The sequence below is a fragment of the Wolbachia endosymbiont (group A) of Clivina fossor genome, from assembly GCF_964026865.1.
Lineage (GTDB): Bacteria > Pseudomonadota > Alphaproteobacteria > Rickettsiales > Anaplasmataceae > Wolbachia.
The window spans coordinates 1675080-1689414 of record NZ_OZ034707.1; the positions used below are offsets into that span (position 1 = coordinate 1675080).

The following is a 14335-nucleotide window of genomic DNA, read 5'->3' on the forward strand; positions in this document are numbered from 1 at the left end:
AATGCTACAAGAAGTAAGATGTGTGATATATACAAGAAAATCAAATGAGGATGGGCTAGAACAAAAGTTTAACAGTCTTGATGCGCAGCGAGTAGCATGTGAAAAGTACATAAAGAGCAGAGAAGGCTGGGTAGCATTGGCCAAAAGGTACGACGATGGAGGTTTCTCAGGAAAGAACTTAGAAAGACCAGCGATAAAGGAATTGTTTGAAGATGTAAAAAAAGGAGAAGTAGATTGTGTAGTAGTATATACGCTAGATAGATTATCAAGAGAAACAAAAGACAGCATTGAAGTAACATCATTTTTTAGAAGGCACCGAGTAAATTTTATAGCAGTAACGCAGATATTTGACAATAATACGCCAATGGGAAAATTTGTACAAACGGTATTGTCAGGAGCAGCACAACTAGAAAGAGAAATGATCGTAGAGAGAGTAAAAAACAAAATAGCAACATCAAAAGAACAAGGTCTATGGATGGGAGGAACTTTGCCGCTTGGATATGATGTAAAAGATAAAGAATTAATAATAAATGAGAAAGAAGCAAAAACAGTGAAACATATATTTGAAAGATATTTGGAGCTGAGATCAATGGCAGAATTGGCAAGAGAATTGAATAATCAAGGTTACAGAACGAAATCAGATATCTTTAAAAAGGCCACGGTAAGGAGAATAATAACAAACCCAATATATATGGGAAAAATCAGGCATTATGAGAAACAGTATAAAGGAAAGCATGAAGCAATAATAGAAGAAGAAAAGTGGAAAAAAGCACAAGAATTGATAAGGAATCAGCCATATAGAAAAGCAAAATATGAGGAAGCTCTGCTTAGAGGAATAATTAGGTGTAAGAGCTGTAGTGTAAATATGACGCTGACGTATGCAAAGAAGGAGAATAAGAGATATCGATATTACGTATGTAATAACCACTTAGGGGGAAAGAATTGTGAATCAATAAACCGAACAGTAGTAGCCGGAGAAGTGGAAAAAGAAGTGATGAAGAAAGCGGAAGATTTATATGAAAAATGGGGAGAAAAAGCGGAAGAGTGGAAAAATTTAAGTTTTGGAAAGCAAAAAGAAGTAGTGAAAAAGTTAATAAAGGGAGTAATGGTGAGAGAGGATGGAATAGAGGTGCATTCTGAATCAGAGGAAAAATTTATACCAATAAAAAAGAAAGGAAACAAATGCACAGTAGTAGAGCCAGAAGGAAAAACAAACAATGCGCTACTGAAAGCAGTGGTAAGAGCCCATCTGTGGAAACGGCAACTAGAAGAGGGAAAATATGCAAATATAAAAGAGCTGAGTGCAAAAATTAATATAGATACAAGACGTATACAGCAAATTTTAAGGCTGAATTATTTAGCTCCGAAGATTAAAGAAGACATAGTAAATGGGAGACAACCGAGAGATTTGAAATTAGTTGATTTAAAAGAAATACCGATGCTGTGGAGTGAGCAATTAGAGAAGTTTTATGGTCTTAATTTATAAAAGCAACAGTATGTGCCAGAAGGAGCTGCTAAAAAGGGCTATGCCAAAAGATGTTGAGATTGATGTAGAAGAGCAAATCAATATAGGTGATGAAGATTTTAGCATATTGGATACAACAGTGATAGAAAATGTATCCAATTTTAGCTGCATATTTTAATAGTGGATTTGAAGAAAAATTCTGTAAACATCAAAAAAGGCAATACTCTAAACCCCAGCACACAACTCCAGAAAGTAGTACATGTGGAGCAATCTATAGCCTCCTTGAATCTGAAAGTGTACTTGAAAATTCATAAGCATTAAGTAAACTTTTTAAATAAAATAATTTCTTCCTTAACTTACTAAATAAACTTCCTCCATCATTGCTGTGTAACAAGTCATATACAAAGCTATGGTCTACTTACAAGCAGTGCCTTATGTTGATGAGATGCTTTTTCTATCTTTAACTCATCCATACTATAGCTTGGCAAGCTTGAATAGCATAAGGAATCTTTTTGTTCTTGCGTTTGTTTTGCCAAGACCTTATTTCTATAAAGTAGGGGTTGAAAATGATCATGGCCTCCATTTACCATATGTAAGACACTATTGTGATTACAATCTATCTTACCTGCTTTTGATCCTGAGCTATCTATTAACTGATGCAAGAACGGATCTTGTTGCTTATCAGTAGTGTGCAATGAGTTACTCTCTGCAACATGCAATTTCACACCATACTTACCACAAAGTACTCTGCCCTCGATATCGGAACGTCCCCAAAATTCATTCTTTCCAATGCTATTGATATATTGGTTACACGTAATTCCACGATTTACGAACTCACCTTCAACCTCATCAAAGTCATTGCCAATTTTACTTATAAACCACTCTGGAGGATTGTCTTGCGCAAATCTCTTACACTCATTCCTTAACTGCTCTACAGTAACTTTGATTCCCTTCTGTTGTTCTAGACTTTGCCTGAATGAATCAAAAAAACAGCTTCCATTATTGATTGCGTGCCCTAAATAGAAGTCATTAGGTACGTTTGATTTTTGCTCTTTATCACCTTGTTTTTCTGCCTTTTCAGTATCTTCTTTCTCTAAATTAAAAATCCCATTCCAATTGTATCTACCTTCTAGTCCTAATCTTTTACTCTCTCTTTCTGCCGCGTTAACTAAATCTATTTTAGAAATATTCTCTTTTTCTTCAGATAACCTAGATAGAGTTTTAAAGATATCTATCAGATGAGTTTTTATGTCAAAGCTCTTCTCCTTTTTAACAATACTAGATTCAATATTACGTAAATCTTGTAATAACTTATGCCTTCTAGCAATTTCCTCCATAGAATCCCTTCTTAACTCTTCACATCCTGTCCATTTGTTGTTAGACTCGCTTATTACTTCAGGATGCATCAATTTTCCAGACCTTTCAAAATATCCCTGTTCAATAGCATCGTAGACACAACAATTACCAAGTTCACAATCCTCGCCTAGCTCTTCTTCATGATCCTTGAATTTTTTCAATACTTCTTCTTTATTATTCACCTTTACTATAATTTTGCTTTTATCTTGTACGTCAGGATACAGTCTAACGTCTATCTTTCCCAAACTAGTATAGAAAGTTAATACTATATCACTACCTTCTGCAAGATCTGTGTAATTTCTTATGCCATTTTCTGTTGTAATTTCTACTTCACTTTTACCGATCTTTATTACATCTCTTCCACATTCTATACTTTCCTGGGTTAGCCCTAACTTCCCATTTGTGATCTTTGCAATGTCTATTATGCTGTTTTCCGAGTATTCTAAGTAAAGAGTAGAGTTATCCAGTTTTGCATCTTTTACCTCACCAGTAGCTGCACTTTTAGCAATTTCCATGAATTCTAGGACACAACTCCTATAATCTGCATAAGCTTCTTTCGTATTAATTTTGTGGTCTTCAAATTCTGATTCGAGTTTGTTAATTACGTCCATACTACTTGCGTTATATAATACTGCTCCCCTTGATATTAACTTACATATTATACCACTAGCAACTTTAGGATTCTTTCCTAATTTACTAATCTTTTTTATTACGTGATCTGTAAAATTATATACTTCTCTACTTTGAGAGGACCGTATAGAAAAATTAAACCTCACTCCGGACTCTATAGCTTCGTTTACAACTTTTTCCAGTTGATCTATATTTTTAACCTCAGATACTTTACCTAAAAACGTACTCAACTTTCTCCGCTGACTTGGTATTAATTTGCTCCCTAAAACCCCAAATTCTGGAAAGCATTCTTCCCTGATATAACCTAACTCCTTTGAATCACTTGCTCCTGCTTCCAAAAGTAAGTTTTCTACTTTAGTAATGCCTTTATAACCAAGAAAAATATTTCTTAGGTATTCAAGTGCCTCAGATGCTCCTCCACTCCCTCGAATCTTTAAAACGGTCTTTAAATCTTGGTCATTTTTGTGCTTACTAAAAAACTCTTTTAGATCATTAGTAAGTTTAACAATGCGATCCGAATAATCTTTGCACTGAAGATGATAGTAGTTCTCACTAAAAATATGATTTAACTCTTCCCTCAATCTCTTTTGATTGTCAGGCAGAAAGCACTTTTCAATCTCATAGTGATGATTATCGATTGCAACCTGTAACGCAGTCTTTTTCTGCTTGTCACGTATATCGGGATCAGCTTTGTTCTTTAGGAGTAAATCTACTTTGTTATCTGCCCACTCGTCATGCATACCAAATTCAGCAATATGGTGCAAAGGTGTTTTCCCTTCACTATCTTGCATATTGGGATTAGCTCCGCTCTTTAGGAGTAAATCTGTACTTTCATCACTATAATCATCATTAATAACAACATAATGCAAAGGCGTTCTCCCTTCACTATCCTGTAAATTGGGATCTGCTCCTTTTTTTAGGAGAGAAGCTACACTACAAGGACCACTAGCGGAATGTAAGGGTGTCTTTCCCTTGTCATCTTTTACATTAGGATCGGCTCCTGCACTTAAGAGTAAACCCACAATAGAATCATGCTCTTTGCCTTCCCGAGCTATACTCGATACCGCATGTAATACTGTAAAGCCAGATTCTCCTCTTCTGAGGTTAAGAACAGACTTTAGATCTGGGTTACCCCTATTGTTTTTTAAAAACTTCTTAAGTCTTACAATATAACCCTCGCTTTCATAAGCAGAAAGAGATAGGTAGACATTGAGAATGCTTAATAGTTCTTCATTTAACTCCTCTTGACTTTCTGTCAAAGTTGCGTTAAAAAACCATATACTCGTTAAGTCATCAAATAAAGAGCATGCAGGGAGTGGTGAATAGTAGTAATGAGGGAATAATTTCTTTTTAATTAATTCATACTCATTATCTACTTGCTCTTTCTCTAGGTTTTTTGATGCATCTTCCAATAAATAATCAGCTTCGTTTGTTTCTGAACTTCTTTCCTTGCTGATAACCTTACTAAATGTTTCAAAACTGCTGATTGACATATTTACCTCTAGCCTATAAAAACATGTTGCATGTAGTATGCAGCGTAAGTAAAACTAATACAAGCATAATTTTTCACTAAGATACTCTGCATATTAAGAAGAGAACTTATATCCCTTCTGTACACGCTTTTCTTCAACTTGACGCTGTGATTTTCTATGAATTCGCCTTCTTTTGGACTTGCTACATGAGTTCCTTTTACTTATCTGTAAGCGATTGTGCAACAAAGCTAGACTTACATAAAAAAATTTCTAGTTTACTATTATTATAATAATAGTTAATTTAAGGCATGGTTCGTAAATAATTTGTAAAGGAACAACACCTACGCAAAGATCTAGTTTTAGCAAAAGTTAGAAGCATTATATAAGGTTAAAATGCAAGCTTGGAACTTACTAATCTCATTACTTTTAATACTAAACGGTAGTATTGTGTATGCTGATAAAACAGCTATATCTTCATGTGATAAGATGCCTTCAGGTTATAATGGCAAGGTTTTTAGAATTAAGACTGATTATCCGACTGAAATTAGTAATAAAGAAAGACCATGGGAACATATATCATTTAAAGAGGAACCACAAAAATACGCTTATACAATTTTAAAGTATATATATGATGGGAATATTGATTATGATTTTGATTTACATTGTGATAAGACTGCTAATTGGTATCATGCACTGTGGATGCATTATGGGGTGAATGGTAGAGAATTTGTTAATGGTTTAACGAGAGAAAGATCCTTTAAGTCTGGTGAATTGCACAGCGGTCAAAAGTCTATGCTACAGAATTGGGCAATTTCTATTGTTAATGAGCAAGGAGCATATACGTATGGACAGGTATGGCAAGATATAGACAATCCTGATATTACTAAAGGTAAATTCTTAGATGGTACGGTAAGTGCAAAATTAGTATTTACAGAAGCAACGCAGGATGATATTCCAACTCTTAAAAACAGTATCACTTGGACTGGCTATATTAATCAATCTGAGAAAGGAACTCCAAAAGTACTTAAGCAACTGAGATTATTTCAAATTGATTTTTTAGTCAAAGATAAGAGATCAGAAGAAACAGGATGGGTTGCAGGTACGTTTATTTATGATTGTACTATAAATAACAAAAATCCATGGTTGAATATGAATTTAGTAGGCATTGCTTGGGGTAATGACCCTAATTATTTTATGGCAGATTATATAATAGGAAAAAGGTTACTAGAATGTTGGATAAATCCCGATGTGGCAAAAAATTCTTTAGGGTATTTGGGTAGACTTAATGGTCCAATAGATAATAAAAAATCTTCATGTTTATCATGCCATAGTACAGCACAACATCCTGAGAAACCTTCATCAGTGCCACCAGAGCATGAGCAAGAAATAAAACACTGGTTTAGGAATCTAAAGGAAGAATCATTTGATGATGGAGCATTTAGTTTTGATTATTCCAAGCAGTTAAGCCATGGCGTTAGAAACTACTATAGTGCTAAAAAGGAAAATGATCCTATTGGATGTAAAGCTTTTAATTATAAAGATATCGCTCAAGCTCTGATCAACTAAATGAGTCTTATAGTCTTTAAAGCGTGTTAGGTAAAACTGTCAGATGGAAAACACAACAGTTCTGTAAATAAAATACGCTTGAAAGAAGTAGCTAATACCAACATTCGTTATCGGGAAGACAGATGGGATATGTTATAAACTTGCTTAACTTCCCAACTATAGGCAAAAAGAGCTCTTTTTCATTTGTTCCATTACCAATGAAACTTGGTATAACTTTAGCATCACAACAAATTTAATTATTTACTCTTTCCAAAAATTACAAAAAAGTACCTACCTTCGTGAGAACAAATTAAACAAAAGCAGCGTTGTGTAAATAAAAACGTGAAATTGTTTGAAACAAAATGAGGCAATTTGGTTCGTATGTAAATTTAGCGAAAGTGAGCCAATATAGCTGATTTCAGTGTATAATGGAATTACCATATATAAAGAGTTCGTATGTATCACATGGTAGACCATCCCATCCCAAAACAAACTCTTCTCACCGCCCTTGGTTTTGAGTGCTGGAAATGGTTGTTTTATTTAAGTTATTAACTTAATTTTTTGATAAATTAATAATAATTCATTTGGAAATGATAAAAAATCAGAATAAATTTATAGTAAAAATAGATCTTTTTTGGTATCTAATAGGAGCATGGTAGAGAAAATGTATCTGTTAGTAATACAGCCAAAATACAACTTAAAAAGCTTAAGTAATCCATTTTTTGCTTTGCACTATATAGGAGATCAAAAAAAACAGCCAAATCACACTATATTTAACTTATTTTTATCCTAACAACTTTGCTGTTTAGCCATTTTCTACGAGCCACTGAGTAGACACTAATTATCTTCGTATAGAACTATGATCCAGTTGATTATATACCTGAAGAGTTTCTGGAAGAGATATAAGAGTATTTGGCAGTTCTGCATCATTATTGAATACAGCACAAGATAAAACTATCTCATTCCCATCAGTAACACGCTTATACCCTCTCTGACTCATATATCCTGCTGACTGTTCTTCTCCTTCATTCATTTTCTGCTGTACCTCTCCTTCATTACGAGCAAATTTCAATTCTTCTCCAATTGGATGAGTATTTCGACCGTGCTCTATAGGTCTTAATAACAAAAGATCTAACTTCTTTCCTCTTCCCACTTGGTATTCAATAAGCACTCTAGCAGGATTATCACAAGCATAAAATATCCCATGCAATATAGAATGAAATCTGGCCTCACTATTCACATTTATTGCATTCTTTAATGGAATTAGCACTCTAGAAATGGCTTCAAATAGTTGATTATGCCTATCTATATTTTGCCAATCATCTTCCATAACCATATTAGAAATATCATATACATTTCTAGCACTTAATACTGGTACAAGTTGACCAATAAAAGTACCTCTATTTCTCAGATAATTATGAGGTGATTGAAATAGTCTTACACCAACAGTTATACCTAGATCATCCTCAGCTCTTCTATCAGGATTTAGCTCACATATTACTTCATAAACTCTAGCATTTGGCCATCGTGATAAATCTAACTCCATATCTGGAAATTGATGACGCAACATATGGTAGAGATGAAATACAATAACTCTCTCCTGTTTCGTAAAAGATGCACGTAAAACCATAGTTAAAGCACGATCTCCAACATTTACTTGTGCAATTCTTCCTCGTGGACCCAGCATCCTATCATCATCATGATAGTGAAACAAATACTTAGTCACATTTATTCTACTTCTGCCGATTGATACAGTGTCTCTTGCAAATGCAGCACTTCCAAAAGTAAAACCATTCATATAAGAAAATATCCTATCACTGCCACTTCTAGCACCTGGTACTGCAGGTACACCAAAAGATGGATAAAGTAGATAATCTCTAACGTTTTCTTCAACTTCAACCTCTCCTTCTACTACAGCTTCAAACAATCTTTCTACCAAAGGAAAGCCTCTCTCTAAAAAATTTTCCACACTAGTCATAAAATGCTGCTGTTGTAGATCAAAATTCAATCCAACACAGACGGCATTTTCTGATGAAGTATAGATAGATACAGATGAAATAGGACATTTTCTAACATAATTTTCAGCTTGTTCCAATGCTCTATCAGCATATTTATCTCTAGTAGCTCCTGCCTTAAGTTCAATAATAATGGGAACAGAATCTGTCAATCTTTCTTGACCACGTACAAGAAAAGTGATATCTGCATACCCACCTCCTACAAATAGCTCAAGGTAAATATTAGCTGTATGCTGATACCTAAAATTCATAAAAAAGCCTGCTAAAAACCCATGATAATCTGACTCTTTACCATAAAAACTCAATGCATTTTTATATCTATTATGGATATTCAAAATATACCGAAGAACCTGTCCCGTTAAATACTCTACATTGTCTGTATTGTTACTCACAAGTCCTGCTAAATTTGGTAAGTTGTTTTGCTCAATATGAGGAGTAATGATTTGGAATCTATTATTTCTGTTTCCTATATCATTTCCATTAAATCTATTCCCTAACTCTTCACATTTTGTAGGTTCTTCATCATTCTGCCTCCATACATACACCTTGTACTCTATAAAAATCAAATTTCCTTGTAACTGTTGGTTTTGTCCAATAAATTCCCTCTCCACTTCTAGCCTTTCCCATTCACTAAACCTCGAACCAGCACTATTCCACCTATCAGCAATGGTGAAACATTTAACTATTCTTCTGCCTTGCTCACCAGCTTCATTAGTAAGAACAGCAACCTTTAGGTTTCCTTTTTTGTTCCCATCATAATTATCAAAACGAAAATAAACCATTTCATTGTTTAAAATACCAGCATCAAATGCAGTGGCAAACATGCCGAAAAAGAATGCAGGGAAGAAACGATCTTTACCTACGGAATGTAAGAAAGATGGGCATTGATCTAAAAAAGATTCAAATCTTTTAATAAAATCATGGCAATCCATACAATCATCACAATTTTCATCACTACATTCTCCACTTAACAGACTTCTAATTAATCCGATATTTTCGTCATTGTTATCCATAAAACACCTCTATTTACTGTGACCAGACAAACCGCTAACACCAGGAGTTCCTAACATGGACTGTGGATGATCACCATAGGCAACAACCTCAGGAGATAAGAGCATCTTCTTCCCCTCTAACTGAGAAAATAATCTTCTTGCTAATTCACTGTAGTCAATACCCTCTTTCATACCTTTTCTACCAACCATTTTTAAATTTTCAACTATACAGTCCTTAAAAGATGAAAAATCTTTAGGTGAGCAACACTTTTTAGCAAACAATAAAATTTCTAATATTTCTTCTCTCTTTCCAGAATCACCTTTATCATCATCGTGTTTCCAATCAACAACTAACGCTGCAAGAGTATCTTGTATTGATATATCAGAAACAACAGCAGCTCTTTTATGCTGATCAAAGCGATCACACTTCCAGAGATTTATTATCATCTTTCTAATTTCTAGACCAGGATTTTGTAACATGACCTTTGAAATAGAAAAAAGAAGAAGTGAGTAATTTTGGCTTGAAAGTATTTTATTTGCTGGTATTACAGTTTGTTCAAGAGTCAAATTTTCAACAACATCCTCAACTGTATCAACAAACCCCCAACGTATCAATGGGTTAAGAAGTGAGTATATTCCCTCATCTTCCTGTGATAATTTATCTAGCAGGGCATTTTTATCACCTATGTTACGCACACAAAAATCTAGAATGACAGCACTATTTTGGTTACATTGAGCAGAGGATAAAGCAATAATTGTTTCAGTAATCTTCTTATCTTTATCTTCTCTTTTCAAACGGTTACAAAAATATTCTACTCCTTCGCTCCACTTAAATTTTACAGCTCTCTCAAAACCATCTACCGCATTATCATGTTGCTCTAATTCTCCAGACTCTTTATTGATCCAAAAACTGAATACAGGATCCTGACTCTTCATATATTCTAGTAATGAGTCTCTCATGTATCTGTCAGTTATTGGATTGCTGTCACCATCAACTGCATCAGAAGGAAAACTATCCTTGTAAGATGCAAATTGCTCTTGAAAGAGAGGATGAATCTTATCTACCAGACAATACCTACATGCCATGTCATATCTCGAAAGCGGGTTCTCTATTTCACCTGATTTTTCTTCAGTAAACCTCTGTCCTAAAATTGTGTTGTTCAATCTAGTACCTGACCAACAATTTTCATCGCGAAATATGTTGCATAAGAATTCTAATTTGCTGTCTTCGAGATGTTTCACTTGCCTAGTATAGGTTTTTACCCATCTTTCAATAGCTAAACGCTTTCCAGCAGCAATTTTAGAATCTGCATATTTTATAACACCCTGTAATTTTTTAAGCACTGTAGCATGACGATCTGTTTTTCTTGGCATTGCACTCTCCATATAAAAATACTTACTGCATTATGCAAAAATTAGAATCAAATATCAACACTAAACTTATCAAGGACAAGAAAAATTTTATGAAAAACATTTTCTATATTTAGATATTATGCATTTAACTGATACGTAGAATTGGTGAGAAAATCAAACAGGCCATAGCGAGAATAGCGGAAGAGTTAGATATAGGCTCTAGACTAGCGGATAAAGAAATATAATAAGTTAAAAATGGATAGAGCTTTAAGGGAGTTGCAATACTTAGGCTTTTTTCTTGAGTTGTTCAATTTCATCTATCGAAAGGCCGGTAGACTCAGCTATTAAGTTAACAGATACGCCAGCTTTCAGTAAGTTTTTTGCAACTTCAATTTTACCTTCAATTTTACCTTTTTCATGGCCGATTTGGATGCCTTCATGAAGTTTTTCTTCAAGACTAGATAAATAATCATCGGTACGTTTCTTAGCTTGGTCATAAGCAAGACGTTCTTCTTTACTCCAATTATATTGGTTCAGCTCATCATAAGCCCTGCCAATAATTAAATCACTTCCTATTATTTTTTTTAGATCATCTTCACTTGTTTCACCAGCGTGTTGTTGTCTAAGTGAAGAAGGTCGCCCCTCTTCACTCGACTTCAAAACCGTACGTGAGACTTTGCGCCTCATACGGCTTCTCTCTAATTTGGTGCTTGTCATGCACACCTCCTGTGTAATTCATCGTGACAATGCCCATGTAACAAAGATAAATTTTTGATCATATTGTTTCGTCTATTCCGGTCTTTATGATGTATTTCTATTATATCATCACTTTCAAACCATAGTCTACAATTACCGCATTTACTTTGTTGTAACTTCAATAGTTTTATTACTCTTGATGGCTTATCTGGTATTTCTCTAAGACGATTACCCCAATAAACCCAATCACCATCATATGGAGATCTGGTTTTTTGCACTTTGATATGTCGTTTAATAACATGATCGCTGTGTATAATAAGATGTATCTTGTTACTTGTCATAAAACGCCAGTTATCGTTATTATACTTTTTAAAGTATTTTCTTTTTATCCAGCATTTCCCTTTGTTTGGGTGCCTAAAGACTGCCCACTTCCAGAGCTTTCTATGTATAGTATTATCCAATGAGCTAAAGATTTTACATGAAACTACTGAAGAGTAATATTGACTCCACCCTCTAATGATTGGATTGAGATTCCTTATTACTACTTCCTGTGGCGCCCCACGCATTTCTCTAAGTTTATGTTTAATAGCAAATATATGCTGCTTTATAGAATTACGACTTGGTTTTATTAATAATTTGTAACCTTTCTTACTTTCTTTTGTTGGATATTGTCTTATTGAAAATCCAAGAAAATCAAATCCTGGTTTTATTCCATTAATGATTTTTAATGTATGAGAAACTTTTGTCTTAGAAGGCTTTAATTCTAATCCAATGGTTTTTAACCATTCTTCAACTAGAACTTTTGCCCTAAGAATAATTTCTTCACTTTCATGTATGACGACAAAATCATCACAGTAGAAAATTACACTAATAGACTTTTGCGCATTTTTATGCGATATCCTACCATATTTTCTTTTCATGCATTGAAAGAGTTCGTTTGTTAATGCTTTTTTGATATGTTGCTCTAATCCGTGTAATGCAACACAAGCTAGCAACGGTGAGATCGTCCCTCCTTGAATTGTACCACGTTTTGTGGATTGAAACTTTCCATCTTCCATAACGCCTGCCCTTAACCATCCTCTTATGATTTTCTTTAACGTTGGTGTGGTATTGAGCTTTTCAAGCAGTTTATTATGGTTAATATTGTCAAAACATCCAGAAATATCAGCATCTAATACATATGCTGTTTTCTGTTTTAGCACATCAAATATGGCTTCAATTGCATCATGACATGATCTACCAGGTCTAAAACCATAAGTGTTTGGCTCAAGTTTTGCCTCCCATTCTGGTTCTAAAGCCATTTTTACAAGTGTTTGTTTTGCTCGACACGGATATAGTAGGTATACCAAGCGGGCGATGCTCCGATGGCTTACCAGGTTTTGGGATCCAGACGCGTCTTGATGGCTTTGCTTTTTCTTTTATATCTAAAGAATATGATAGTTGTAATCTTTCTTTTTGATTAAGATTAGCCTTTCCATCAATACCTGCAGTCTTCTTCCCCCTATTGTCCTGTGTTACTTTCCTAACAGCGAGTGTTTTTGCACTTGTTGATTTGAGTAATAATCTCTGAAGATTATGCATCTTTCTGATATCATTACATTTAGAAGCTTGGTAAATTCGTTTTTGTAGCTTAAATGAAGATTTCTTCAGCTTTCGCCAAGGAATTCCATTCCATTCATACCTAGCTTTTTGCTGGTCCATAACATATTCACTACTATTCACCACTTTACCTTCCAAATTAAAGTGTTTACGTCTGCGTATCCCAGATATTACTTTGGGCATTAGCTTCTTAAACAATCCTTCCACATAGCAGCTTGTGGTTGGCTACCTACTTATATTTTTATGAATATAAGAGCTTTTATGTGGTTACTCCGTTCCATGGCTTCGTTTCACGTTAAACTTAGATTCCTACTATTTGCCGGAAGCTGGGAACATCAATAACTAAAGTCTTCAATCTTTAGTTCCCCTTTTGCTTCGTACCATTTTGGTCTATGCGTAGTTCAACCTCTTTTCGCATACTATGCTTTGACGACAATTCAAACATAGGTTCCTCTCGTAATCATATCTAACTCTGTTTGCAGGGATTCACCATGAGGTTTAGTGTTACCTGCTTTTATCTCATGCTTGCATCCCAAAGGTTGCCACCCTTTAAAATGTGAGATATACATTATCCCCGATGTCTAGGGAAAGTGGAATTTAACCACCACAAAACCACGACTTTCAGGGTCGCACTAAAAAAATAACACCATTTCTCTATTATATTTTCTAATTGATCTTCTCTTTTCTTGAATTTAGGTAACTCTATAAAAGTAAAACTAAAATCTTTAAGATCATGTTCAAAAGTTATCTTATCAAAAGTAATATGATCAGACTTATAAGCTAGCTTATTAGGAAATAAGACAAAGTCGGCAATGGCAATAAAGATAACGCCTTTAAGATCATGATACTGATCACCTACATCAGCTTGACTTGAATAGGCCTTAGCGGCATAGTATTGGGCACGTTTTTCAAAGCCAGTAGTTTTAGCGACTTGCATCTCAATTATTGTTTTTATGCCTGTAGAATCAACACAGAGAACATCAACAATGCTTTGCTTTTGAGAGGCAATGACAGGGTCTTGAACGGGACTGAGAAAGGAGACATCTTTAATCTTATTGTCATCGGTAAGACCTAGTATATCATTAAGAAAGTGAATAAGAATATCTTTATTCTTCTCGGTGCCAAATATTCTTTTAAAGGCATAATCATTGCGTGCGTCAAGAAACTTCGAAAGAGCCATAGGAAATCCACTTAAAAAGCATTAATAATTAT

Annotated in this window: 8 protein-coding genes and 1 pseudogene; 2 read left to right on the top strand and 7 right to left on the bottom strand. The window is 34.5% G+C overall.

Annotated features, from left to right (window positions below):
* Position 1: 1 nt before the first annotated feature.
* Positions 2–1486, top strand: coding sequence for a recombinase family protein (locus AAGD99_RS08410; RefSeq protein ID WP_341823119.1), 1485 nt, complete (start codon positions 2–4; stop codon positions 1484–1486).
* 386 nt (positions 1487–1872) lie between these two features.
* Here the strand turns inward: AAGD99_RS08410 and AAGD99_RS08415 are convergent, their stop codons facing one another.
* Positions 1873–4944, bottom strand: a complete 3072-nt coding sequence (locus AAGD99_RS08415; RefSeq protein WP_341823118.1) for an ankyrin repeat domain-containing protein — start codon at positions 4942–4944, stop codon at positions 1873–1875.
* A 372-nt stretch (positions 4945–5316) separates the two neighbouring features.
* Here AAGD99_RS08415 and AAGD99_RS08420 point away from each other — a divergent pair, with 372 nt between their 5' ends.
* The gene (locus AAGD99_RS08420) at positions 5317–6489 is read left to right on the top strand and encodes a hypothetical protein (RefSeq protein ID WP_341823117.1); all 1173 of its coding nucleotides are present in this window, start codon (positions 5317–5319) and stop codon (positions 6487–6489) included.
* Between the two features lie 820 nt (positions 6490–7309).
* Here AAGD99_RS08420 and AAGD99_RS08425 read toward each other — a convergent pair.
* The 6 genes and pseudogenes from AAGD99_RS08425 to AAGD99_RS08450 form a co-directional block, all read right to left on the bottom strand.
* A complete protein-coding gene (locus tag AAGD99_RS08425) occupies positions 7310–9496 on the bottom strand; it encodes a hypothetical protein (protein WP_341823140.1) in 2187 nt (728 codons plus the stop codon).
* A gap of 9 nt (positions 9497–9505) precedes the next feature.
* Positions 9506–10849, bottom strand: coding sequence for a hypothetical protein (locus AAGD99_RS08430; RefSeq protein ID WP_341823141.1), 1344 nt, complete (start codon positions 10847–10849; stop codon positions 9506–9508).
* A gap of 264 nt (positions 10850–11113) precedes the next feature.
* Positions 11114–11545 (bottom strand): hypothetical protein, encoded by a 432-nt coding sequence (locus AAGD99_RS08435; protein WP_341823142.1) that lies wholly within the window; start codon positions 11543–11545, stop codon positions 11114–11116.
* Positions 11542–12825 carry a reverse transcriptase domain-containing protein gene (locus AAGD99_RS08440; RefSeq protein WP_341823143.1) on the bottom strand — a complete coding sequence of 428 codons (1284 nt, stop codon included), beginning with the start codon at positions 12823–12825 and terminating at the stop codon, positions 11542–11544. Before AAGD99_RS08440 ends, AAGD99_RS08435 begins: the two co-directional genes overlap by 4 nt.
* A complete protein-coding gene (locus tag AAGD99_RS08445; protein ID WP_341823144.1) occupies positions 12791–13330 on the bottom strand; it encodes a reverse transcriptase N-terminal domain-containing protein in 540 nt (179 codons plus the stop codon). Before AAGD99_RS08445 ends, AAGD99_RS08440 begins: the two co-directional genes overlap by 35 nt.
* A gap of 427 nt (positions 13331–13757) precedes the next feature.
* Positions 13758–14303 (bottom strand): annotated as a pseudogene (locus AAGD99_RS08450) (Rpn family recombination-promoting nuclease/putative transposase); the annotation flags it as partial.
* Positions 14304–14335 lie beyond the last annotated feature (32 nt).